Source organism: Mycobacterium sp. ACS1612, from assembly GCF_001667505.1.
GTDB lineage: Bacteria > Actinomycetota > Actinomycetes > Mycobacteriales > Mycobacteriaceae > Mycobacterium.
Genome location: NZ_LZHZ01000074.1, coordinates 15,607 through 39,954, shown reverse-complemented (window position 1 = coordinate 39,954; position 24,348 = coordinate 15,607). Strand labels below are relative to the sequence as shown.

General features: G+C 65.4%; 22 protein-coding genes and 1 pseudogene. 15 read left to right on the top strand and 8 right to left on the bottom strand.

The genetic code is table 11. From position 1 onward, the window contains the following. Nucleotides 1-9 precede the first annotated feature (9 nt). The 3 genes from A5724_RS31420 to rsmA all read left to right on the top strand — a co-directional run bounded on the left by A5724_RS31420 (nt 10) and on the right by rsmA (nt 3,002). Nucleotides 10-852 carry a TatD family hydrolase gene (locus A5724_RS31420; protein WP_067811816.1) on the top strand — a complete coding sequence of 281 codons (843 nt, stop codon included), beginning with the start codon at nt 10-12 and terminating at the stop codon, nt 850-852. Nucleotides 853-942: 90 nt separating this feature from the next. Further along, nucleotides 943-2,070 carry a resuscitation-promoting factor gene (locus A5724_RS31415; protein WP_156752536.1) on the top strand — a complete coding sequence of 376 codons (1,128 nt, stop codon included), beginning with the start codon at nt 943-945 and terminating at the stop codon, nt 2,068-2,070. Beyond that, nucleotides 2,067-3,002, top strand: a complete 936-nt coding sequence (gene rsmA, locus A5724_RS31410) for a 16S rRNA (adenine(1518)-N(6)/adenine(1519)-N(6))-dimethyltransferase RsmA (protein WP_067811814.1) — start codon at nt 2,067-2,069, stop codon at nt 3,000-3,002. The genes A5724_RS31415 and rsmA overlap by 4 nt, the downstream gene beginning before the upstream one ends. Here rsmA and A5724_RS31405 read toward each other — a convergent pair whose 3' ends face one another. Beyond that, a complete protein-coding gene (locus A5724_RS31405) occupies nt 3,003-3,800 on the bottom strand; it encodes a serine/threonine-protein kinase (protein ID WP_067811812.1) in 798 nt (265 codons plus the stop codon). 67 nt (nt 3,801-3,867) lie between these two features. On the opposite strand from A5724_RS31405, the gene A5724_RS31400 reads away from it, so the two are divergent. Together A5724_RS31400 and A5724_RS31395 are read left to right on the top strand one after the other, a co-directional pair. Beyond that, nucleotides 3,868-4,842: a 4-(cytidine 5'-diphospho)-2-C-methyl-D-erythritol kinase gene (locus A5724_RS31400; RefSeq protein ID WP_067811810.1), complete on the top strand. Its 975-nt coding sequence runs from the start codon at nt 3,868-3,870 to the stop codon at nt 4,840-4,842. Nucleotides 4,843-5,104: 262 nt separating this feature from the next. Further along, nucleotides 5,105-6,739, top strand: a complete 1,635-nt coding sequence (locus A5724_RS31395) for a fatty acyl-AMP ligase (RefSeq protein WP_067811809.1) — start codon at nt 5,105-5,107, stop codon at nt 6,737-6,739. 5 nt (nt 6,740-6,744) lie between these two features. On the opposite strand, the gene A5724_RS31390 is transcribed toward A5724_RS31395, so the two are convergent. Further along, on the bottom strand, nt 6,745-8,172 hold the full coding sequence (locus A5724_RS31390) for a lipase maturation factor family protein (RefSeq protein ID WP_067811807.1): 1,428 nt from the start codon (nt 8,170-8,172) through the stop codon (nt 6,745-6,747). A gap of 98 nt (nt 8,173-8,270) precedes the next feature. On the opposite strand from A5724_RS31390, the gene A5724_RS31385 reads away from it, so the two are divergent. After that, nucleotides 8,271-9,233: an ATP-binding cassette domain-containing protein gene (locus tag A5724_RS31385; protein ID WP_067812017.1), complete on the top strand. Its 963-nt coding sequence runs from the start codon at nt 8,271-8,273 to the stop codon at nt 9,231-9,233. Next, nucleotides 9,230-10,078, top strand: coding sequence for an ABC transporter permease (locus tag A5724_RS31380; protein WP_067811805.1), 849 nt, complete (start codon nt 9,230-9,232; stop codon nt 10,076-10,078). The genes A5724_RS31385 and A5724_RS31380 overlap by 4 nt, the downstream gene beginning before the upstream one ends. On the opposite strand, the gene A5724_RS31375 is transcribed toward A5724_RS31380, so the two are convergent. Further along, nucleotides 10,075-10,404, bottom strand: coding sequence for a hypothetical protein (locus A5724_RS31375; RefSeq protein WP_156752535.1), 330 nt, complete (start codon nt 10,402-10,404; stop codon nt 10,075-10,077). The two genes, A5724_RS31380 and A5724_RS31375, sit on opposite strands and share 4 nt — an antisense overlap. A gap of 382 nt (nt 10,405-10,786) precedes the next feature. Here A5724_RS31375 and A5724_RS31370 point away from each other — a divergent pair, with 382 nt between their 5' ends. The 6 genes and pseudogenes from A5724_RS31370 (at nt 10,787) to A5724_RS31345 (ending at nt 18,334) form a co-directional block, all read left to right on the top strand. Continuing rightward, the gene (locus A5724_RS31370) at nt 10,787-11,290 is read left to right on the top strand and encodes a YkgB family protein (protein ID WP_067811801.1); all 504 of its coding nucleotides are present in this window, start codon (nt 10,787-10,789) and stop codon (nt 11,288-11,290) included. Nucleotides 11,291-11,358: 68 nt separating this feature from the next. Further along, nucleotides 11,359-12,876 carry an NAD(P)/FAD-dependent oxidoreductase gene (locus A5724_RS31365; RefSeq protein WP_067812015.1) on the top strand — a complete coding sequence of 506 codons (1,518 nt, stop codon included), beginning with the start codon at nt 11,359-11,361 and terminating at the stop codon, nt 12,874-12,876. Nucleotides 12,877-13,184: 308 nt separating this feature from the next. Continuing rightward, nucleotides 13,185-13,472 carry a hypothetical protein gene (locus A5724_RS33465; protein ID WP_082965377.1) on the top strand — a complete coding sequence of 96 codons (288 nt, stop codon included), beginning with the start codon at nt 13,185-13,187 and terminating at the stop codon, nt 13,470-13,472. A gap of 232 nt (nt 13,473-13,704) precedes the next feature. Further along, entirely contained in the window at nt 13,705-16,512 is a 2,808-nt protein-coding gene (locus A5724_RS31355) for a LuxR family transcriptional regulator (protein ID WP_255397319.1), read from the top strand. Beyond that, nucleotides 16,421-17,724 (top strand): annotated as a pseudogene (locus A5724_RS35265) (NADH:flavin oxidoreductase). Before A5724_RS31355 ends, A5724_RS35265 begins: the two are co-directional and overlap by 92 nt. 40 nt (nt 17,725-17,764) lie before the next feature. After that, nucleotides 17,765-18,334, top strand: a complete 570-nt coding sequence (locus tag A5724_RS31345) for a redoxin domain-containing protein (RefSeq protein ID WP_197518865.1) — start codon at nt 17,765-17,767, stop codon at nt 18,332-18,334. A gap of 32 nt (nt 18,335-18,366) precedes the next feature. On the opposite strand, the gene A5724_RS31340 is transcribed toward A5724_RS31345, so the two are convergent. Both A5724_RS31340 and A5724_RS31335 read right to left on the bottom strand, forming a co-directional pair. After that, nucleotides 18,367-19,383: a LysR family transcriptional regulator gene (locus A5724_RS31340; protein WP_232005035.1), complete on the bottom strand. Its 1,017-nt coding sequence runs from the start codon at nt 19,381-19,383 to the stop codon at nt 18,367-18,369. A gap of 186 nt (nt 19,384-19,569) precedes the next feature. Beyond that, a complete protein-coding gene (locus A5724_RS31335) occupies nt 19,570-20,094 on the bottom strand; it encodes a DUF6611 family protein (protein WP_067811794.1) in 525 nt (174 codons plus the stop codon). A 113-nt stretch (nt 20,095-20,207) separates the two neighbouring features. Between A5724_RS31335 and A5724_RS31330 the strand changes: the two genes are divergently transcribed. Then, complete coding sequence (locus A5724_RS31330) at nt 20,208-21,242, top strand: epoxyqueuosine reductase (RefSeq protein ID WP_067811792.1); 1,035 nt, start codon at nt 20,208-20,210, stop codon at nt 21,240-21,242. Nucleotides 21,243-21,314: 72 nt separating this feature from the next. Beyond that, nucleotides 21,315-22,058: a cutinase family protein gene (locus A5724_RS31325; RefSeq protein ID WP_067811790.1), complete on the top strand. Its 744-nt coding sequence runs from the start codon at nt 21,315-21,317 to the stop codon at nt 22,056-22,058. Here A5724_RS31325 and pth read toward each other — a convergent pair whose 3' ends face one another. The 3 genes from pth to A5724_RS31310 form a co-directional block, all read right to left on the bottom strand. Continuing rightward, complete coding sequence (gene pth / locus A5724_RS31320) at nt 22,059-22,637, bottom strand: aminoacyl-tRNA hydrolase (RefSeq protein ID WP_067811788.1); 579 nt, start codon at nt 22,635-22,637, stop codon at nt 22,059-22,061. Nucleotides 22,638-22,649: 12 nt separating this feature from the next. After that, nucleotides 22,650-23,309: a 50S ribosomal protein L25/general stress protein Ctc gene (locus A5724_RS31315; protein ID WP_067811786.1), complete on the bottom strand. Its 660-nt coding sequence runs from the start codon at nt 23,307-23,309 to the stop codon at nt 22,650-22,652. Nucleotides 23,310-23,446: 137 nt separating this feature from the next. Then, complete coding sequence (locus A5724_RS31310; RefSeq protein ID WP_067811784.1) at nt 23,447-24,316, bottom strand: oxidoreductase; 870 nt, start codon at nt 24,314-24,316, stop codon at nt 23,447-23,449. Nucleotides 24,317-24,348 lie beyond the last annotated feature (32 nt).

The following is a 24,348-nucleotide window of genomic DNA, read 5'->3' as shown; positions in this document are numbered from 1 at the left end:
GGTGTCCAGGTGAGCTCGAGTCGTCCGGCGCCGCCCGCCCCCGAGCCGCTAGCCCCCCTGATCGACGCGCACACACACCTCGACGCCTGCGGCGCCACGGACGCGGCGAGCGTCACGGCGATCGTCGACCGCGCGGCCGCGGTCGGGGTGCAGGCCGTCGTCACCATCGCCGACGATCTGGAGTCCGCCCGTTGGGTGACCCAGGCAACCGACTGGGACGCCCGCGTGTACGCCGCCGTGGCGCTGCACCCGACGCGGGCCGATGCGCTCACCGACGAAGCCAAGGCCGTCCTCGAGCGACTGGCCGAGCATCCCCGCGTCGTCGCGATCGGCGAAACCGGCATGGACATGTACTGGCCAGGCAAGCTCGACGGCTGCGCGGCGCCCGCCGCCCAGCGCGACGCGTTCGCCTGGCACATCGACCTCGCCAAGCGCACCGGCAAGCCGCTGATGATCCACAACCGTGACGCCGACGCCGAGGTGCTCGACGTGCTCGCTGCCGAGGGCGCGCCGGAGACTGTCATCTTCCACTGCTTCTCGTCGGACGCGGCGATGGCGCGCACCTGTGTGGCCAACGGGTGGCTGCTCAGTCTGGCCGGCACGGTCAGCTTCAAAAACGCCAAAACGCTGCGCGAAGCGGCCCCGCTGATCCCGCCCGACCAGCTGCTCGTGGAGACCGATGCGCCGTTTTTGACTCCGCACCCGTATCGTGGAGCGCCGAACGAGCCGTACTGCCTGCCCTACACAGTGAGGGCGCTCGCCGAAGTCGTCGACCGCCCGGCAGAAGAAATTGCCCAGGCAAGTACTACGACCGCCGTCCGAGCCTATGGGCTCACCAGTTGCCGCTCCTAGACCAATTCGTTACCGTGCTGTGATCGAACGGGGGGGCGGCTCCGGCCGGCGACCGTCCGATAGTCGGGGATAGACCAGGCATTAAACATCTTGAATACTCTGAACAAGCTCCACGAAGCGCGCTCGCCGATGCTCCGCCTGCTGGTCGGCGCGCTGTTGCTCACGCTCACCTTCGCAGGCGGCATTGCCGTCGCCGCACACAAGACGGTCAAGCTGACCGTCGACGGCTCCGAGATGACCGTTGCCACGATGAAGTCCCGCGTCATCGACGTGGTCAAGGAGAACGGCTTCAACGTCGGAGAACGCGACGACATCTACCCGGCCGCCAACGCGCCCGTACATCAGTCCGAATCGATCGTGCTGCGCCGCAGCAGGCCGTTGCAGATCTCGCTCGACGGCGAGAACAGCCGACAGGTGTGGACCACCGCGTCGACGGTCGACGAGGCGCTGGCGCAACTGCGGATGTCGGACAAGGCCCCGGCCGCGGCGTCGCGCGGTAGCCGTGTTCCGCTGGCAGGTATGTCGCTGCCCGTGGTGAGCGCAAAAACGGTGCAGCTCAACGACGCTGGTGTCATCCGGACGGTTCACATCGCGGCGCCGAACGTTGCCGGACTGCTCCAAGCGGCGGGTGTTCCGCTCGAGCAGAACGACGCCGTGGTGCCGCCCGCGTGGTCGCCGATCGTCGACGACATGTCCATCCAGGTGACCCGAATTCGCATCGACAAAGTCACCGAGCGGATTCCGCTTGAACCCGAAAACAAGCAGATTCCCGACCCCACGATGAATATGAGCCGACAGGTCGTCGAGGACCCCGGCACGCAGGGAACCCAGGACGTGACTTTCGCGGTGGCAACCGTCAACGGCGTCGAGACCGGCAAGTTGCCAGTAGCCAATGTCGTTGTCGTTCCGGCCCGCGACGGGGTGACGCGGATCGGTGCAAAACCGGGTACAGAAGTTCCCCCGGTAACTAATCCCGGTATTTGGGATTCGCTGGCCAAATGTGAAGCCGGTGGTAACTGGGCCATCAACACTGGCAACGGATTTTACGGTGGCGTTCAATTTGATCAAAACACCTGGGAACGCCAAGGGGGTCTGAGGTATGCTCCGAGGGCGGATCTGGCGACAAGAGAAGAACAGATCGCGATTGCTGAGGTCACTCGGGCGCGACAAGGGTGGGGCGCGTGGCCCGTGTGTAGCGGGAGGATTGGAGCGCGCTGACTATTCGACTCCTCGGGCGGACCGAGATAAGGCACCTGGCGAAAGAGATCGACTTCAGGCCCCGTAAATCTTTCGGCCAGAATTTCGTTCATGACGCGAACACCGTTCGCCGTATCGTCTCGGCCTCTGGCGTGAATCGTCACGATCACGTCCTGGAGGTCGGACCCGGGCTCGGATCGCTGACCTTGGCCCTGCTCGACAGGGGCGCCAGGGTGACGGCCGTCGAGATCGACCCGGTGTTGGCCCGGCAGCTTCCGAAGACCATCGCCGAGCACTCCCACAGCGAGATCAACCGGCTGACGGTGCTCAACCGCGACATTCTGACGGTGCAAGCCCCGGAAGTGGAGGAACAGCCCACCGCGCTGGTGGCGAACCTTCCGTACAACGTCGCGGTCCCGGCGCTGCTGCACCTGCTCGCCGAGTTCCCGTCCATCCGCACGGTGATGGTCATGGTGCAGGCGGAGGTCGCCGAGCGGCTGGCCGCCGAACCGGGCGGCAAGGACTACGGCGTGCCCAGCGTCAAGGTCCGCTTCTTCGGCAACGTCCGGCGCTACGGCATGGTGTCGCCGACGGTGTTCTGGCCGATTCCGCGGGTGTACTCGGGGCTCGTGCGTATCGACCGGCACGAGGTTTCTCCATGGCCCACCGACGCCGACTTCCGCGGCAAGGTGTTCGAGTTGATCGACGTGGCATTCGCTCAGCGCCGCAAGACGTCGCGCAACGCGTTCGCGGAGTGGGCGGGCTCGGGTAACGAGTCGGCCCGCCGACTGCTGGCGGCGAGCATCGACCCGTCACGCCGCGGCGAGACGCTGTCGGTCGCGGATTTCGTCCGGCTGCTGCAGCGGTCCGACGAATGGGAGCCAGCCCCGAAGCAGGCGGCCAAGCAGGCCGAGGAGCAGCCAGCCGAGCAGCCGCAAATCCGCGTCGTCTAGCTACCGCAACGCGCGGGTGATCAACGCGATGAACTCCGAGCACGTCTCGTATCGGTTGTCGGGGTTCTTCGCCAGCGCCTTGCTCATCATCGAGTCGAACGCGTGAGGTAGCCAGGCGACTTTGCGCGACAGCTTCGGCGGCGGCGCGTGCAGGTGTTCGTCGACCAGTTCGAACGACGTCTTCGCGGTGAATGGCGGTGCGCCGGTGATCAACTCGGACGCGGTGCACGCCAGCGCATACTCGTCGGTCGCGGCCGACGGCGTCTGCCCGCGCAGCAGTTCCGGTGCGGCGTAGGGCAGCGACGCCACGACGTGCGTGGGCCGGTGGCTGACGTCCTTCGCCATCAGATGGGCGATCCCGAAATCGATCAACACCGCGCCGCGTTCGGAAAAAGGCTGCGAGACAAGGATATTGGTGGGCTTGGCGTCGCAGTGCACCACGCCGCGCTGGTGGGCGTGGTCGAGTGCTTCGGCGATCTGGGCCAATGCGAGCAGCCGGTCGGGCAACTCCCGAAGCCTGGTCACCGTGCCACCGTTGACCAATTCGATTGCCAGCCAACCGGGTCCGCTCTGGTAGGTCTTGATGATGTGCGGGTGGTCGAGACGCTTCGCGATGTCGAATCCCCGCTGCAACTGGGCGATCTGGGCCGGCTGACGATGATGGGTGTCGAGAACTTTCAACGCCACCACCCGGTATGGTTGGGTTGCCTCGCGCGCCCGGTAGACCGTCGCGTACCCGCCGTGGCCCAGAACCGCGTCCACCACGTAACCCTCGTACCGTTCGCCGGGGGACAGCACTTGTCCAGCCTAGTTTTGCCGGGTGGGTTCGCCTGCCGGAAACCAGCGGCGGCGTTAGTGTCGTGCCGTGTCCGCGTCCGACGGCAGTACCGCATCCGAGTGGGTTCCCACCGGGTCGGTCACCGTGCGCGTGCCCGGCAAGGTCAACCTGTATCTGTCCGTCGGCGACCGTCGCGACGACGGCTACCACGAGTTGACCACCGTCTTTCATGCCGTCTCGCTGCTCGACGAGGTGACGGTCAGCACGGCCGACGTGTTGTCGCTCGAGATGGCGGGGGAGGGCGTGGACTCGCTGCCCGCCGACGAGCGCAACCTGGCCTGGCGAGCCGCCGAGTTGATGGCCGACCACGTCGGCCGGGCGCCGGACGTCGCGATCTCCATCGACAAGACGATCCCCGTCGCGGGCGGGATGGCGGGCGGCAGCGCCGACGCCGCCGGGGTGCTGGTCGCGATGAACACGCTGTGGGAACTCGGGGTGCCGCGACGCGATCTGCACGCCCTGGCCGCCCAGTTGGGCAGCGACGTCCCGTTCGCGCTGCACGGCGGCACCGCGCTGGGCACCGGCCGCGGCGAGGAACTGGCCACCGTGCTGGCCCGCAGCACGTTCCACTGGGTGCTGGCGTTCGCCGACCGCGGGCTGTCGACGCCCGCGGTGTTCACCGAACTCGACCGGTTGCGCGACACCGCAGGTGCGGGCCGCGACGCCCCGCCGCGGCTGGAGGATCCAGAGCCGGTGCTGGCCGCGCTGGCGTCGGGTGACCCGGCAGAGTTGGCGCCGCTGCTCGGCAACGACCTGCAGCCGGCGGCGCTGAGCCTCGACCCGGGGCTGCGCCGCACACTGCGCGCGGGCGAGGAGGCCGGTGCGCTGGCGGGCATCGTGTCGGGATCAGGACCAACGTGTGCGTTCCTGTGCAGGACCGCGTCGCAGGCCGTCGACGTCGGGGCGCAACTCGCCGGTGCCGGGGTGTGCCGCACGGTACGGGTGGCCAGCGGGCCGGTGCACGGCGCCCGCGTCGTGCCGACGCCATCGACGTCGGTGTGACCCAGACCTCATTTATCGCGTCGGTTTGGCGGCTACTTAAGAGTTGCTTAAGATGATCCGCGGTGAAAGCTAGCGGTCAGGAATCGGGCGCGGCCTTTTCGACCACCGGTAACCCCGGTGGTGGCTTGTTCGGATATATAGGCATATCCCCGATTCGAGACCGAACCGCTCCCCAATTGTGTGCGCGTCTACGCGAAAGCGCCCTCTATCAGCGGGAGCATTACACCCAGAGGTTTGCTCTGGGACCCATTAGGAGGTTGGCGTGAGCAGATTCACCGAGAAGATGTACCACAACGCCCGGACCGCGAAGACGGGCATGGTCACCGGTGAACCTTATGAGCCTGTGCGTCACACCTGGGGTGAGGTCCACGAGCGTGCCCGCTGTATCGCAGGTGGCCTGGCGCAGGCGGGTATCGGCCTCGGTGACGCCGTCGGCGTGCTGGCCGGGTTCCCGGTCGAGATCGCGCCGACCGCGCAGGGCCTGTGGATGCGTGGCGCGAGCCTGACCATGCTGCACCAGCCCACACCGCGCACCGACCTGGTGGTCTGGGCCGAAGACACCATGAACGTGATCGCCATGATCGAGGCCAAGGCCGTCATCGTGTCCGAGCCGTTCATGGTGGCCATCCCGGTGCTCGAGGAGAAGGGCATCAAGGTCCTCACCATCACCGACCTGCTGGCCTCCGACCCGACCGATCCGATCGACGTCGGTGAGGACGACCTGGCGCTGATGCAGCTGACGTCGGGTTCGACGGGATCGCCGAAGGCGGTGCAGATCACCCACCGCAACATCTACTCCAACGCCGAGGCGATGTTCATCGGCGCCCAGTACGACGTCGACAAGGACGTCATGGTCAGCTGGCTGCCCTGCTTCCACGACATGGGCATGGTCGGCTTCCTGACCATCCCGATGTATTTCGGCGCCGAACTGGTCAAGGTCACGCCGATGGACTTCCTGCGCGACACCCTGCTGTGGGCCAAGCTCATCGACAAGTACAAGGGCACGATGACCGCCGCTCCGAACTTCGCCTACGCGCTGTTCGCCAAGCGGCTGCGCCGCCAGGCCAAGCCCGGCGAGTTCGACCTGTCGACGCTGCGGTTCGCGCTGTCCGGTGCCGAACCCGTCGAGCCGGCCGACGTCGAGGACCTGCTCGACGCGGGCAAGCCGTTCGGGCTCAAGCCCGATGCGATCCTGCCGGCCTATGGCATGGCCGAGACGACGCTGGCGGTGTCGTTCTCGCCGTGCGGCGCCGGTCTGGTGGTCGACGAGGTGGACGCCGATCTGCTGGCCGCGCTGCGCCGCGCGGTGCCCGCGACGAAGGGCAACACCCGCAGGCTGGCCTCGCTCGGCCCGCTGCTGACCGACCTCGAGGCCCGAGTCATCGACGAGCACGGCAGCGTGATGCCGCCGCGCGGTGTCGGGGTGATCGAGTTGCGCGGTGAGTGCGTGACGCCCGGCTACATGACCATGGGCGGTTTCATCCCCGCGCAGGACGAGCACGGTTGGTATGACACCGGCGACCTCGGCTACATCACCGAAGAGGGCAACATCATCGTGTGCGGCCGCGTCAAGGACGTGATCATCATGGCCGGCCGCAACATCTATCCAACTGACATCGAGCGGGCCGCAGGTCGCGTCGAGGGCGTGCGGCCGGGCTGCGCCGTCGCGGTGCGACTCGACGCCGGGCATTCGCGCGAGACGTTCGCCGTGGCCGTCGAGTCCAACAACTGGCAGGATCCGGCCGAGGTGCGTCGCATCGAGCATCAGGTCGCTCACGAGGTGGTCAGCGAGGTCGACGTGCGACCGCGCAATGTCGTCGTGCTCGGCCCGGGCAGCATCCCGAAGACGTCGTCGGGCAAGCTGCGCCGGTCGAACTCGGTCTCCCTGGTCACCTAACTACGTCATCTTGCGGTGGTTCGCGGCGATTTTCCGAGCGCCACGGGCGGCAGGAACTCGCCGACCAGGGTGCGATTCCACCATGCGTGGTCGCGCCGCAGTTCGTGCCAGGTGGTGAACCGGTATTCGTACAGTTGGGCGCGCACGTAACGCGGCGGTGACTCGGGGAACGGGTTGTGCCGCAGCAGCCGCAGCGTCGGCGGATCGTTGCATAGCAGCCGAATGATGAACGGCCCCATCCAGTCCCGCGCATAGTGCGGTGACAGCGCGGCGAACCACATCAACCAGTCCAGCCGCAGATGGTAAGGCGCCCACTGTCGGGGCAGCCGGCGCGGGTCGCCGGGTTTGCCCTTGAATTCGTACTCCCTCCAGACGGTGTGCTCGGTGATCTCGGCCTCGTCGGTGCCTTCGATCACCACCTCGAGGCGCCTACGGCCGATGCTGCCGAACGCGCCGTAGGTGTTGATCAGATGAATGGGATTGAATGCGGCGTTCATCCGCTGGTGGCTCGACACCATGTTGCGCACAGGCCAGAAACTGAGCACGACGGTCACCACCGTGAACGCGACCACCAGAGCGGCGAACCACAGCGGCGGGTCAGGCAGCGTGCGGGTCGCGGGGCCCGCGACGGCGCTGAAGCCGAGGAGGATCGTCAGCCAGTTCAACCACGCGAAGTTGCCGGAGAACACCAGCCACAACTGGGTGCCGATCACGATCGCGCCCGCCACGCTCGCCACCGGTTGCGGTGCGAACAGCGCGAAGGGCACCACCAGTTGGGCGAAGTGGTTGCCCGCCACCTCCATCCGGTGCAGCGGCTTGGGCAGATGGTGGAAGAACCAACTCAGCGGGCCGGGCATCGGCTGCGTCTCGTGGTGGTAGTCCAGGCAGCTCAGATCCCGCCAGCACGGGTCGCCGCGCAGCTTGATCAGACCGGCGCCGAACTCCACCCGGAACAGCAGCCAGCGGGCGAGCAGGATCGTCAGCAGCGGGGGTGCGACGTCGTCGTTGCCAAGGAAGATCGCGATGAAGCCGGCCTCCAAAAGCAGTGACTCCCAGCCGAATCCATACCAACGCTGCCCGACGTTGACGATTGACAGGTACAGCACCCACAGCGCCAGCCAGATCACGATCGTCGCCAGCAACGGCACCACATCGAGCACTCCGACGACGACCGCCGCCGACAACGCCGCGCCCACCCAGCAGACGGCGGCGAACATCCGGTCCGAATAGTGGAAGTGGAAAATGCTCGGTGCCACCCGGAATGGCACCCGGTCGACGAACCGCGGCACCGGCAGCATGCCGTGCTCACCGATCAGCGCACGAAACTGTCGCGCAGCGCCGATGAACGCGATCAGGTACACGACCGCAACGCCGCGCTGGAGGACCTGCCTGGCCGGCCAGTACTCAGGGGCAACGAACCACTGCGCGTTCATTCGGGTACTCCTGACACTGTTGTACCCGCAGTCAGGCAAACGAGACATGGAAACAAACCATTGGCCGGGTGTCGTGCCGCGCCGATACCGTCGGTTACATGACACCCGCGATCGAGGCCGTTGACCTCGTCAAGCAGTTCGGGGATATCGCCTCGGACAGGCCGGCAGTGGACGGCGTCAGCTTCGCGGTCGAACCGGGCACCGTGCTCGGACTGCTGGGGCCCAACGGGGCGGGCAAGACCACCACGGTGCGGATGATGACCACGCTGACCTTGCCCACCAGCGGCACCGCCCGCGTCGCCGGATACGACGTGGTCCGCGAACCCGACAAGGTGCGCCGCAACATGGGGCTCACGGGCCAGGTCGCCACCGTCGACGAACTGCTCACCGGGCGCGAGAACATCCGGATGATCGGCGGCCTGTACGGCATCCGCCGCAAGGAACTGGCGCGGTTGGGCGATCAACTGCTGGAACAGTTTTCGATCGCCGACGCCGCAGACCGGGTGGTCAAGTCCTACTCGGGGGGCATGCGCAGGCGGCTGGATCTCGCGGTCAGCCTGCTGGCATCGCCGCCGGTGCTGTTCCTCGACGAGCCCACCACCGGGCTGGATCCGCGCAGCCGCAGCGACCTGTGGGAGGTGCTGCGCGGGCTGGTGCAGGGCGGCACCACGCTGCTGCTGACCACGCAGTATCTGGAGGAGGCCGACCAGTTGGCCGACAACATCGTGGTGATCGACAAGGGCAGGATCATCGCCGAAGGCTCGCCGCTGCAGCTCAAGCAGCAGGCGGGCAACGCCAGCCTGGTGGTCACCGTCTCGAACGCCGACGACCTGCCCGCCGCCGAGGCGCTGCTGGGCAAGACCGGCACCGAGGTGTTCGTCGACGCGGGTGCTCGGCAGTTGACCTCGGCGGCCGACGGTCTGGCCGACATGGTCCGCGTCGCGGGCTGGCTCCGCGACAGCGACATCGACGTCGACGACATCGGGCTGTCCCGGCCCAGCCTCGACGACGTGTTCCTCTCGCTCACCGGACACCGCACCGAAGAAGAGGTAGGCCCATGACCGCGACCACCACGCAGGCGCGCATCGAGCTGCCCCCGGCACGCACCCATCCCACCAACATCGCCCAGCAGTCGTGGATCATGGTGAAGCGCAACATGACTCACACCAAACGGATGCCCGAGATGCTCAGCGATGTGACGGTGCAACCGATCATGTTCGTGCTGTTGTTCGCGTTCGTCTTCGGCGCGTCCATCGCGACGGGCGGTGGCGCGTCCTACCGCGAGTTCCTGCTGCCGGGCATCCAGGCGCAGACCATCGTCTTCACGGCGTTCGTGGTGGCGTCGGGCATCACGGCCGACGTCGAGAAGGGCATCATCGACCGGTTCCGCTCGCTGCCGATCTCCCGGTCGTCGGTGTTGATCGGCCGTAGCGTGGCCAGTTTGTTGCACTCGTCGATCGGCGTCGTGGTGATGGCGCTGACGGGACTTGCGATCGGATGGCGGATCCGCGGCGGTGTCGCTGAGGCCGCGTTGGCGTTCCTGCTGATCCTGGTGTTCGGCTTCGCCATGATCTGGTTCGGCATTCTGATCGGCTCGGTGATGCGGTCGGTCGAGGCGGTCAATGGCGTCATGTTCACTGTGTTGTTCCCAATTACGTTTCTGGCCAACACATTCGCACCGACCGAGCCGATGCAACCGTGGCTGCGCACGGTCGCTGAGTGGAATCCGGTGTCGTCACTGGCGCAGGCGATGCGCGAACTATGGGGAAACGGTGGGCCCGCCCCGGAAGCCGCCCAGTTGCCGTTGCACCATCCGATTCTGGCGACAATCCTGTGGTCGGTGGCGCTGACCGCCGTTTTCGCGCCGTTCGCGCTGCGTGCCTACGCGCGCCGGACGGGCGGTTAGCCGATACCTGAGGGCGGACGCGAGTCGGGTCCGGTGGTCGAGGCGTCGATGGTGGGGCCTGCAGGTCCCCGCGCGCCGCTGACGCTGCTCATGCTGCTCGGGCAGCTGTCGTCGGACGCGATTCCCGTCGTGCCTTCGGTGCCGCCGCCTCCGACGGCGCCGTGACTGGTGCCGCTGACGTCGCCTCTTTCATTCGGTCCTGCGTTGTGGTTGCAGCCGCCGCCCGGCCCTACCGCTCCGTCGGTGGGCAGTGGCGCCGATATGCCGGCGGCCAATGCGGCTGCTAGAAGAAATGTGCCTGCGGTGTGCTGCATACGAAGCTTCATGACCACAGATTATCGAGGGCCGTTCTTCGCGAAAACCATTGCGGTGCAAGGCACAGACTGTCATCAGTAGCCAATTGGGAGACGTGCAGCCGAGCTGGCCGCAGTGTGGAAAGTGTGGGGTCCTTCGCAGGCAGGCAACAGCATTCGGTCGTATCGATGCTCGACAACTGCGCTGACCAACGACTGCGTGTCTGTGAAGTAGTTGGAGATCTGTGATCCGCTGCGGTGGGGTCATGGATCTGGCTCATGGGCTACATAACCGATCCGAATGAGCGGGGACCGCAATCGGTGCTAGGTTTGCGGCTGCATCGGTTCTGATGAAGCCGAAAGTTGTTGCCAACAGCGGGATTCAAGCGTCACCGATAATCCGTCAGGAGTAGCCATGACCATCAGTACGAATCGTCGGCCCGTCGACCGATTCCTCAATCTGACAGCTATCGACGCGATCGCCGGCGTGCTGGGCCGATACGGACTCGTCATCGTCATCGGCTGGATCGGGGCGTTGAAGTTCGCCGACTTCGAAGCTCATCAGATCCAACCGCTTGTGGCCAATAGCCCGTTCATGGGCTGGCTGTACAGCTTCATGCCGGTCTACACGTTCTCGGCGCTGCTGGGTGTGCTCGAGGTCTCGTGCGCCGTGTTGCTCGCTATCAAGCCGTTCGCTCCAAAGCTGTCCATCATCGGCAGCCTGATCGCGATTGTGCTGTTCATTTCCACGGTGAGCTTTCTCTTCACAACTCCGGGAATAGGCGAACCCAAGGGCGGTGGTTTCCCGGCGATCTCGCTCCTCGCAGAGTTTCTGCTCAAGGACATCCCATTGTTGGGACTCTCGTTCTGGACACTCGCTGACGCGATCAGAGCAGCGAACCGGCGCGCGGAGCATTGAGGCGTATGACCCAAACCGCTTGATCGACTAACCACAATGAAGCAGCGGCAATGGAAGGGATTGCGGACATGAGTACTTCTTTTCAGCCATCCGGCGTGGGCGCGGCCTGCGACGGTGAGTTGGACGTGATCGTATTGGGTGCCGGTCCGGTCGGCCAGAACGTCGCAGCGCGCACCCGCTCAGCCGGATTGTCGGTGGCCGTGGTCGAGCGGGAGCTGGTCGGCGGAGAATGTTCCTACTGGGGCTGTGTTCCGAGTAAGTCGCTACTTCGACCGGTATTGGCAGTCGCGGACGCCCGACGCATCGATGGTGCTCGCGAGGCGGTCACCGGCGCCATCGCGGCCGCAGGTGTATTCCGCCGTCGCGATCGATACGTCACGAACTGGGACGACAGCGGCCAAGCCGAATTCGTGGAGGGACTCGATGCCGCGCTGTATCGCGGCCATGCACGCTTGGCTGGGCCACGGCGAGTCTCGGTCGCTACCGCTGACGGAAAGCTCGTTGAGTTGACCGCGCGCCATGCCGTTGCCATCTGCACTGGCAGCACCGCGACGCTTCCCGATATACCAGGAATCGCCGAGGCGAGGCCGTGGACCAATCGGAAAGCAACCGACAGCAGCATCGTCCCACCGCGATTGGTTGTGGTCGGCGCGGGCGGTGTGGGCGTCGAAATGGCCACGGCGTGGCGCGGTCTCGGGTCGAAGGTGACCTTGCTGACACGCACACCGCGCCTGCTACCCAGAATGGAACCGTTCGTCGGTGAACACGTCGTCCGCGGCCTGACGGAAGCCGGCGTCGAGGTCCGCACGGGGGTATCCGTTGCGGAACTGCGGCGTCCCGGCGGCACGGGGCTGGTTTGGATCGGACTCGACAACGGCGACCAAATCGAGGCCGATGAAATCCTTTTCGCGATCGGTCGAACGCCCAACACCGGCGATATCGGGCTGGAAACGATCGGTCTCACCCCAGGGTCGTGGCTCGACGTCGACGACACGTGTCTTGTCCGCAACGTCGACGCCGGTTGGCTCTACGCCATGGGCGACGCGAATCATCGTGCGCTGCTGACGCACCAAGGCAAATACCAGGCGCGCATGGCCAGCAACGCAATTGCCGCCCGAGCCCACGGAGCGCCGGTGGATATGACGCCGTGGAGTGCGCACGTCGCCACCGCCGATTCACAGGCGACGCCGCAGGTCTTCTTCACGGATCCGGAGGCCGCATCCGTTGGTCTGACCGCCGAGCAGGCCGAGCGAGCGGGGCACCGCATCAAGATCGTCGACGTGAACATCGGGGAGACCGTGCCCGGCGCCAATTTCTATGCCGACGGCTACGCCGGGCACGCTCGGATGGTTGTCGATCTCGACCGCGAACACCTGCTAGGGGTGTCCTTCGTCGGACCAGGCGTCGCCGAACTGTTGCATTCGGCCACTGTCGCCGTCGCGGGCCGGGTTCCCGTGGACCGATTGTGGCATGCCGTGCCGTGCTTTCCCACAATCAGCGAAGTGTGGCTGAAGCTGATGGAGGCCCATCGCGACACACCCGACGTGCCTACATCGCTCGACGAGTCGCTAGTCGGCAGCCAGTAAGGAGGGTCGGAAATGGCGTACTCAATGCGTCGCATTGTGACGTCGCGCTTGGTGCTGCAGTCATTGCGATGGCCGCAGGCTGCGGAAGTTCGGGTAATCAGGCGCCCTCGACGACGCCAACCACGACCACCCCCACGTCGACGGCAGCGACCACTGCGCCGCCTGCGCCGCCGACGGAGAAGAGCATCAATCCCACCGGAGGCAATCTCTTCACCCCTCAGGTGATCGCACCGCCCGCGCCAACCGAACCGCCTGGTGTTCACCGCAAGCATTAGCGGCGCGTAGCCAGCTCAGACAGGAGTAAGACGTTGACTTCCAAGCGTATTGGGCATCCCGTCGTTGTCGTCATCGGCGGCGCCGCGATCATCGCGACAGCGGCGGCATGTGGAACCAGTGACAACCACGGTCCCGCGACGACGTCGACGAGCGTGACTACCACCACGACCAGCACAACACCGTCGAGCACACCACCAACCGCTCCGACAGAGAAGAGCATCAGCCCGACCGGCGGCAACCTGTTCACGCCGCCAATTCAGGCGCCTGGAGCACCAACGGTTCAGCCGGGCCAGCACCCCGGCATCAACGGGATTCCGTGACCCCAAGTTTTCCTTCTGCCTGTCGCATCCGTTCCCAGCAGAGTCTCAGTAAACACCGATGGACATTTTGGGTCCTATGACCCAAAATACTGGGTGAGCTAACCCACCCCACCGTGTGCTGCTTGCGTGGAGGCGTACGCCGGAAGGGAACCGGATGACCGCTAGCAGGGCCGAACCTCCGGTCTCGCAGTCCACCCCTGATACGCAACGACGCGCGGTTCGCTTGGCTTTCGTGGGGACTGCGGCGTGCGATTCTGCCAAGCGACGCGAACTTCCGCCGGTTCGCGGACGACCGGCTGAGTTGGCTGTCATCGACGAGACGATCCTCGCAGTCGCCGAAGGTAGGGGTGGCGTCGTCGTTGTCGACGGTCCCCCGGGAATCGGTAAGACACGGCTACTTGCAGAGTTCGCGGACCGAGCTCAAACCCATGGTATCCGAACACTATTCGGGCGGGGATTCGAGTACCAGCAGTCCGCGCCGTTCTACCCGCTGTTCATGGCGACGTTGCAAGCCGATCCTCCCGTCGGCGATGCCAAAGCGTTGCGCGGCATGCGGCAGTCGGCCGACCTTCGCTACTGGGTCGTTCACGACTTACGAGCCGCCATCGCGGAAGCCGCCAGTCGACAACCGCTCATCATCATGCTGGACGACATTCATTGGGCGGACAATGCCACACTGCTGGCGTTGCACACGCTGCCGATGCAGCTGCAGGCCTCCGTGGTATGGGTATTCACCGCGCGCAGCGGTTCCGGTGGCGCGCCGGTCCGTGACCTGATATCTGAACTCTGTTGTGCAGGAGCGGCCTTCATTCCGCTAGCGCCCTTGTCGGCGGAAGCCGTCGCAGATGTCGTGCAAGACGCGGTTCGGGCGAGGGCGGACCAGTCGCTGCTGATGCTGGCAGCCAAGGCGCACGGCAGTCCCTTCCTGTTGACGGAACTCGTCCGCGGACTTGACGAAGAAGGGCGGCTCAACGTCGAAGGCGGCCAGGCCAGTGCTGTGGGCGACTGGCTTCCGCGCAGGCTGGCGGTGGGTATGGAGCAACGCCTCGAGGGTCTTAGTGCGGAGGCGGCCGAGGTAGTGCGGGTGGCGGCGACACTTCCCGACCGATTTTCAGCGGCAGTGCTCGCAACGATCTTGGACCGCCCGGCGACTGCGCTGGTGTCGGCTGTCCAGGAAGCGGTTCGTGCGGATCTGCTGACGGAATGTGGCGATCAACTGACGTTCAGGCACGGCTTGCTCCGTGAGGCAACGCGTGAATCGATACCCCGGTCGTTGCGTCGAGCCATGGAACGCCAGTCGGCGGCCACCATGCTCGAGATGGGAGCTGCGCCCGAGGAAGTGGCCACCCAGCTGGCCCGCAGCGCCGAGGTGGGTGACCAAAGTGCAATCACGGCGTTGCGCCAGGCGGTCTCGGTGGTTGGTCAAAGCGATCCGAGCACCGCCGCCGATCTCAGCGGGCGCGCGCTCGAGTTGCTTCTTCCTGGGGACCCGGCGCGGGGTCCGTTGGTGGCTGACACCGTCGTGCTGTTGAACAGGGCCAACCGATATCGCCAAGCCCAGCAGCTGGCCGAGAGCGTCCTGTTGACAGAGGTCTCGCAGGAAAGCGAAGCCGAGATTCGTCTGCGCGTCGCAGCGGGCAACGAGGAGCCCGGGCAACGCATTGCGGATAACCGCCGAGCGCTGCAGCTGTCGGACATCAACGACACAACCCGAGCCCGACATCTCGCGTGGCTGGCCTATTTCGAGGTGGTGAACGGTCTTCATGCCGACCAGTCGGCAGCAACGACGGCGATGGTCGCCGCAACCTCTACGGGTGATCTGGAAGCCCGGATTGTCAGCGGAACGGCGCTCGCGGTCCTCGACGAGCAGCAGGGCTATGTCATGCGCGCGACGCAGCGCATGGCCGACGTCGATGCCCTGATGGGCACTGGGCCAGCGACGCTGGGACACATCATCGCCGTGGTCCACCGTGTCCGGCTTTTCGTCACCGTCGGTCGGCTGAACCAGGCCCGCGAGCAGGTCACCGCCGCTACTGCACAAGCACGCCGTGACCACAACGCGATGGCGCTTCCGCCACTGACCATCCTGGATGCCATGGTGCGCATCGCGGCAGGCGAATTGGCCGCTGCTCGCGTAAGCATCGACGCGTTGCCGTCGAGCGAATGGGGGACCGTCACCGAGAACAACATGATGCGAACGATGGTCCTGACGGAAATTGCGGTGCGGACCGATGACCGAAAAACGTTGCAGCAGATGAAGAACGATGCGCTCGAGTTGTATGCGAGCACGTCACCACTGGTGTCCTGCGGCGCCGCCTATGTGATGGCGCGGGCCGCGTGGCACCGCGATGACACTCACGAGGCAGTGCGTTGGCTCAGTGGGCAGCACACGAGAGTCATCACGCCGCTTTGGTTGAACGTCTTCGAACAGTTGATCTTGATGTCGCGAGTGGCATCGGCCGCCGGGGACGCCGGGTTGCGTGCACGCGTGCTGGAGAGCGTCGAGGTGCTCGAACGTGAGCGTCGGGGAGCACGCTTGTTCGCGGCGGTCGCTCGGCACGTGCGCGGCGTTCTGGAAAGAGATCCGGATGCGTTGATGGACGCAGCCAACATGCTGCGTGAGTGGCGCCCTCTTCTGTGCGCGGGCGCAGGCGAGGACGCCGGCAAAGAGCTCGCCAGGGCCGGCCGAATCGACGAGGCGATCGAGCAACTCAATGACGCATTCGACACTTTCGTCGACTGCGAAGCAGATGCGGACGCCCGCCGAGTTGGCCGGGTACTACGCGCATTGGGAGTGGAGCGCCGAATCGTCGCGAGCCCGCGCGACAAGACGGGATGGGACAGCCTGACCGATGCGGAGCTCAAGATTGTCAACATGATTGGCGACGGCGCGACCAATCGCGAAGTCGCCGCGCGGCTGAATCTCTCTCCGCACACCGTCAAAGCTCATGTGCGCAACGCCTTCACCAAACTCGGTATCCGATCGCGGGCAGAGTTGCGCCGGCCGGCAGCCGACCCCGTCGCTATTCGTAATCCCTAACGGCCCTGAATATCGCCCAGCGGGCTATGGCATCAGGGTGCGCAGATGTCGACAATTTTGCTTACCGGCCGGTCACTCTGCTGACACGAAAGAAGACGACGTCATGTGCGCACCGCGGTACGACACACTCTTCAGTCCCACCTCCATTGGTGATGTCGAGCTGACAAATCGTGTCGCCCTGGCGCCGATGACTCGAGTGAGTGCAACGGCGGAGGGGCTGGCCACGATTCGCATGGGTGAGTACTACCGCAGGTTCGCCGACGGCGGGTTCGCCTTATTGATCACCGAGGGTCTCTACATCGATCACCAAGCCAGCCAAGGATATTTCTTTCAGCCGGGTATTGCGGATTCCGCCCAAGCCGAATGTTGGCGACGGATCGTGGACAGAGTCCACGAAGCGGGGACCAAGATCTTTGCCCAGTTGATGCACGCAGGCAGCCAGTCGCAGGGTAACCCGCACACCGATCGCACCCTTGGGCCGTCGGCGGTACCCCCGAAGGGAAAACAACTCGCCATGTACCGCGGGGCGGGCCCGTTCCCGACACCTGAGGCCATGACCAGCGAGCAGATCAGCGAAGCCCGCGGGGCCTTCGTCAACGCGGCGAAGAAGGCGCGCGAAGCCGGATTCGACGGCGTGGAAATACACGGCGCGAATGGCTATTTGCTCGACGAATTCCTCACCGACTACATGAATACGCGCACCGACGAGTATGGCGGCGACGTGGGCAACCGCGTTCGGCTTGCCGCTGAGGTGTGTCGCGACGTGGTCCAGGCGGTCGCTCGGACATCGCGACGGGCATTCGGATATCGCAGGGAAAGGTCTCGGACAACTACCATCGCTGGGCTGGTTGCGAGCAGGACGCAGCCGTCATCTTCGGCACTCTGGGCGACACCGGCATCGACGTCATCCATACCACCGAATACCGTTCTCTGGCACCGGCCTTCACCGATTCCAATAAGACACTGGCCGCGCTGGCAAAGGAATACGGTGGGCTGCCGGTGATCGCCAACGGCAACCTCGACGATCCGCGTGACGCCGCTGCCATGATCGCCTCCGGAGCCGCCGACGTCGTCGCACTGGCCAAGCCGGCCCTGGCCAATCGTGACTGGCCACGCCGTGTCCGAGCGGGTCAACCGCTGACGCCGGACCTGCCCGCCGGTCTGCTCGGCCCGATCGCGAATGTCAAAGACTGGGAAGTGGCTGGCGCGTAGCACATTTGAAACCCTCAACGTGTGTCGATAGGAGTTCGCCGTGCGAGGCGACATTGTTCCGGGGGCGACGTTTCCCGACTATGAACTGACCGATCACGGGCGGGTTCGTCGGAGGCTCAGCGACCTTCAAGGTGGTGACCCGATGATCTTGTTGCTGTCGCGGGGACACTTCTGCCCGAAAGACCATCAGCAGCATCTCGAGTTGAGCGCGAACTATGCCAAGATCGCGGTCGCCTACACCGGCATCGTCACGATCTCAACCGACAACATCGTTGAAACCGCAGAGTTTCGCGCATCGGTTGGCGCCCAATGGACCTTCCTCTCGGATGCGGGGCGAAAGGTCCAGAAGGATCTTCAAATTCAGGAGTACACCGACCCGCACCACGATCCCATGATCCCCTATACGTTGGTGCTGAAGCCGGGCTTGGTGATCTACCGCATCTACAACGGCTACTGGTTTTGGGGACGGCCGTCGTTCGAGGATCTGCGCCGCGACCTGCGTGAGGTGACTCGCGATGTCCGACCGGACTGGGATCCGACAGCGCCTGGTCTACGCGATGCATGGGACAGGGGTGACAAATCGAATCACTACCCTTACCCAACGGCGTGAACGCGCTCTCGGTGGTTCATCTCTGTCGAACGTCATTTCTGGTCGAACGCAGAGACGAATCGGGCGACATCTCGGCGACGGGAGCCGGCCGGCCACACGGCCCAGGTGCTTCTCACAAGGGGATCGCCAGCCAGCGGCACCCACACCACGGCGTTGGGGACGGGGTGGGTCCAACGCTGCGGTGCCAGCGCGAAGGCACTTCCCGAACTGAGCGCAGTGAACGCAACGGAGGGAATCGGGAACTGGTCACCGCGATCGGCGTCGCCGACGTCGATTCCATGTGTACGCAAGATGGCGGCGAGTTCGTCGTACCAGGACGGGCTGGTCGAGCGCGGGAACCCGACCCAGTCGAGCCCGGCCAGTGCATTCAACCGAACGCCGTCGGCTCCCGCTAGTTGGTCAGCCAGCTTCTCGGGAAGCAACACGCCCAATTCCTCGCGAGCAACCAGCATGCTGTCGAGGTCTGGTCCCATCGGCAGTTGAACCATGAAACTGACGTCAAGCTGACCGCCGCGCAGCGCCGCGAGTTGATCCGACATGCTCAGGTGGTGAGGATGCACCCGCGAGTCGGGATGGCGCGCGGCAAACCTGGCGAGACCGCGCAACACTTCCGAAGCGATCTCATGCGGGATGCCGACCCGGATGACGTCTGCGCCAAAGCCGGAATACCGGGACATGGCTTGCAACAACTCGCCGTAACGAAAAAGGATCGCGTGCGCCTCATCGAGAAACGTCTGACCTGCCTCGGTCCGCTGCACTCCTGCGGTGCTACGGGTGAACAGTTCCACTCCGAGGTGACGTTCGATTGCGCCTATCGTCTTGGAAATAGCCGGCTGGGTCATACACAGCCGACGTGCGGCCGCCGAGAACGTGCCCTCTTCCGCGACGGCTATGAACGCTTCCAGCCGCGCAGGCGTGAGAAAGCTCCCGTTGCCTGATTGCATGCTCGGTGGCTCCACGGTTCTCAGCGGTGGCTCGACCAACCGCAAGTTGGCCTGTGACGCGGTGGAGGCCCTCGGATCCGTGTCATGCGGGACGGCATTGGTCATTGTTCCAGCCTGACAAGGAACGCGGCGAGAACACCATCGCCCAACAGGCTATTTCCAAGGCGTCGCGGGGGTACGGATAACCGAGCATCGTACGCGGTGCTCGAAACGTCGTGGGTGACAGGGCAAACCGTGTTCGCGGACGGCGACCTGGCGCTGCACAGCCCAATCGACGCGTGATGCGTAGGGTCAGGCTGCGACGTGCGTCTCACTCATCTGGTCGTACACCCGCCACCAGATCGCCTCGTGGGCCGCGGGTGTGATCGCACCGCGCGCGAGCAGTTCGTCCGCCTCGAGCAGCGTGCCTGCGAGGTTCTCCAGCTTGTGGTGCACTGCCGCCGAGATCGGATCGCGGTGGCCGGCGAGCACCATGGCGCCGATCGTCCTGACCTGTCTGCGCGCATCGCCGGCTCTCATCATGGCGACCACCCCCAGCCCGATGAAGAGCGCCGTCGCGATGCTCACCGCCGTCGACGGCTCGGTCAGCTGGTTGAGCCAGATCTCGCAGACCACCCAGACCAGCGCGCCCCACAGCGGCCAACCGCGGGCGATCCGGACGCGGCGCCGTTCCGCATCGCTGATCCCCGGCGGATACACCACCAGGCGGTATCGCGTGACTCCGAAGCGGTCGGGGCGAACCTCGATCGACCCCCACGGGCGGTCACCGTCGAGCAACCGCACCCATCCCCGGCGTAGTAGATCCATGCCGTTCATGTCTCAGGTGTACCCCCGCTTGCGCCGCAGATGTGCGGTCTGAACAGTTTCTTTACGCGTGTGAAGGATTTACTGACAACATCGCGATCTGAGTAGTGTGTACTATACTCAGCATGACGATCGAGAAGATCCCATCTCGGCTTGCCCACCACCCGACGGTGCGCAAAGTCCGGTCCCGCAAATCCGAGCGGCCGGGCGTCATCGATGCGGACTGGTTGCGTCGGGTGTGCCTCGATGCCGGTGCCGACGACGTCTCTTTCGCCAGCGTGGAGCACCCCGATCTGGCGGGCGAGCGCGAACACGTCGACGCGGCGCTACCGGGCACGCTGAGCTACGTCTCACTGGTCGTCAAGATGAATCGCAACAACGTCCGCTCCACCGCGCGCAGCGTGGCCAATCAGGAGTTCCACCGCAGCGGCGAGATCATGAACGCCGCCGCGCACCGGATCACCCGGGCGCTGGAAGACGCCGGCTACCGGGCGATCAACCCGTCGATGTCGTTCCCGATGGAGATGGACCGCTACCCCGGCCGCATCTGGGTGGTGGCCCACAAGCCGGTGGCGGTGGCCGCCGGTCTGGGCGTGATGGGCATCCACCGCAATGTCATCCACCCCAAGTTCGGCAATTTCATCCTGCTCGGCACCATTCTGGTGGCCGCTGAAATCAGCAGTTACGGTGAGCCGCTTGACTATTCGCCATGCCTGGAGTGCAAGTTGTGCGTCGCGGCCTGCCCGATCGGAGCGATCAAGAAGGATGGCCAGTTCGATTTCGTCGCCTGTTCGGTGCACAACTACCGCGAGTTCATGGGTGGGTTCACCGACTGGGCGCAGACCATCGCCGACAGTTCGTCGGCCGACGACTTCCGTTCGCGGATAACCGATTCCGAGAACGCCTCGATGTGGCAGAGCCTTTCGTTCAAGGCGAATTACAAGGCCGCGTACTGCCTCGCGGTGTGCCCCGCGGGTGAGGACGTCATCGAACCCTATCTGGAAGATCGCAAGGGCTTCATGGACCTGGTACTCAAACCGCTGCAGGAGAAGAAGGAGACGCTCTACGTGCTGCCGAACTCGGCGGCCAAGGAGCACGCCGAACGCCGTTACCCGCACAAGCAGGTGAAGGTCGTCGACAGCGGGATCCGGGGACGCTAGCGCACTTCCCCGCCCTTTTGTCCATTTGGGCGGATCGGGAAGCTTCTGCGGCGGCGCTGCGTTTGCCACATCATGAAGATCAACGAGGTAGCGGCGTTTCGCAAGTCAGGTACCGTTCCGCCGCTGCGTCGGCTGATGATGTGTGTTGCGGCGGCTTTGTTTGCGGGTGTGACGCTGGTCGCACCGGCCACGATGGCAGTGGCCTCGGCAGCACCGGATTCGTGTCCGGCGGTCCAGGTGGTGTTCGCACGCGGCACCGGCGAACCGGAGGGAATAGGTCGGGTCGGCCAGGCGTTCGTCGACGCTCTCAAGCCGCTCGTCAAAGGCAAGTCGGTCGCGGTGTATGCCGTGAACTACCCCGCGTCACGCGACTTCCTGCGCGCCGCCGACGGCGCCAACGACGCCAGCAATTTTGTGCAGAACATCGCCAACACCTGCCCCGATACGAAGATCGTGCTGGGCGGCTACTCGCAGGGGGCGGCCGTCATCGACGCGATCACGGTGGCCGACCAGCCGACCCTCGGCTTCAACCAGATCATGCCCGCCGACATCGCTGACCACGTCGCTGGCGTTGCGGTGTTCGGCAACCCGTCGATCCGACTGCTCGGCAACCCGCTGACCGTGCTGAGTCCGCTGTACGGGCCCAAGACGATCGATCTGTGCAACGGCGCCGACCCGGTGTGTTCCAACGGCGACGACATTCCTGCCCACAGCCTCTACGTTCAGGCCGGAATGCCAACGCAGGCAGCACAATTCGTGGCTGACCGGATCAACGCACCGCAGGCGCCGATCAGCACACTGTCAGCCCAGGGCTGATCAGCCCCAGGCGTGCACGGTGTTCTGCGCCGGCTCCAACCCTTGAGAGACCAACAGTTCGGTGGCATCGGCCGCCTGCTCACAGATGGTGGGAACCTCGCGCCATTCGACGTTGGTGAAGTTGCCCAACACGAATGCCGCGCCCTCCATCCGACCGGGTGGGCGGCCGATTCCTATGCGCACCCGCTGAAAGTCGTTGGTGCCCAATGCCGATGACACCGACCGCAGGCCGTTGTGCCCTGCGACGCCGCCACCGAACTTCAACCTGATCCGGCCGAAGTCGATGTCGAGTTCGTCGTGGATCACCACCACGTCGGCGGGCGGCACCGAGTAGAACTTGGCCAGCGGCCCGACCTGACGCCCCGACTCGTTCATGTAGCAGCGCGGCTTGGCCAGCACGACCGACCGGCCGCCGAGGCGGCCGGTCGCCACCTCGGCACCGGACTTCTTGTGCACCTTGAATCCAGAACCGAGACGGTCCGAGAGGATGTCGACGACAAGGAAACCCAGGTTGTGCCGCGTCGTCGCGTACTGCGGTCCGGGGTTGCCCAGGCCGACCACCAAGATGGGTTCGGCCATACCGGAACCCGCTTACTCGGACTCTTCGGCGGGTGCCTCTGCGGCTTCGCCCTCGCCGGCCTCAGCCGCCGGCTCACCCTCGGCGCCCTCACCGGCGCCCTCGGCCTCGAGTTCCTCAGCCGTCGGCGCGGCCACGACGTTGACCACCAGCGTCTCGGGATCCGAGACCAGGCTGACGCCCGACGGCAGCGCGATGGAACCGGCGGTGAACTGCGTGCCGATCTCGGCGCCCTCGATCGACAGCGTGAGGTGCTCGGGAATCGACTGCACGTCGGCCTCGACGGTGATGGTGTTGGCGTCCTGGGTGACCAACGAGCCGGACACGGCCTCGCCCTCGACCACCACGTTCACCTCGACGGTCACCTTCTCGCCGCGACGTACCACGAGCAGGTCGACGTGCTGGATGGTGCGGCGGATCGGATGTACATCGAGCGCCTTGGTCAGGGCGAGCTGCTCCTTGCCCTCGATGTCGAGGGTGAGCACCGCGTTGGCGCCGGAGTGCCGCAGTACGGCCGCGAAGTCGTGGCCGTCGAGTTCCAGGTGCTGCGGGTCGCTGCCGTGGCCGTAGAGAACGGCGGGCACCTTGCCCGAACGGCGGGCGCGACGCGAGGCGCCCTTGCCCGTCTCGGTGCGGACGGCAGCCGTCAGCTTGTTGGTCGCGGTCTTGGCCATGTGGTGTTGCTCCTGTGTCGTGTGCTCAGCACAGCAAGGGCGCACCACTAGATGAGGCTCGCGTCGATAACGGTGGCCGGGCCACCCTCGCCGTGAATCGTCAGCGAGGGTACCGCGGAGGGCGGCTCACGCCCAAATCACAATGGAAACTTCGTGTCTGTGAGCTGCTCGGACAGCTCCCAGAGCGCGGCGGCCTTGTCGGCGTCGCGGGCCAGCGGGCTGCGCAACGGCGTCGGCCCGGTCGGCCCCCACATGGCGAACCGCGGGCCGACGTAGGTGTTGCCCGGCAGGTCCCGCGACGCCGCGTACAGCGTCTGGCGGGCCCCGAACTCGGCGGACGTGGCCACCAGCGAATTCCCAGCCTGGAAGACCTTGCCGAACGGTCCCGCCGAATGCGACTGCAGTTCCGTGGCCGAATAGCCGGGATGCGCGGCCAGCGCCTTCACCGTTGACCCGACGGCGTCGAGGCGGCGCTGCAATTCTGAGGTGAACAGCAGATTGGCCAACTTGGACTGCCCGTAGGCCGGCCACGCCAGGTACGGCCGGGCCTTCCAGTTGAGGTCCTTGAGGTTGATCCACCCGAACAGGTGCATCATCGACGCCACCGTCACCACCCGGTCGGTGATCCGGGGCAGCAGCAGGTTGGTCAGCGCGAAGTGGCCGAGATGGTTGGTGCCGATCTGGCTTTCGAAGCCGTCGACGGTCTGCGCGTGCGGCACCGCCATGATGCCCGCGTTGTTGATCAGCACGTCGACGCCGTCGATCCCGTCGGCGAACGCCCGCACCGACGCCAGGTCCTGCAGGTCGAGCTTGCGCACCTCGACGTCGCCGGTCATGGTCGCGGCGGCTGCGTCGCCCTTGGCGGTGTTGCGCACGGCCAGAATCGTTTTCGCCCCGACACGGGCCAACTCGCGGGCGGTGACCAGGCCCAGGCCGCTGTTGGCTCCGGTGACGAGCACCGTGCGGCCGGCGAAGGAGGGTAGATCGGCGGCGGTCCACTCAGTCATGGGCTAACCCTAATCCGTTCCACGGAATGCAC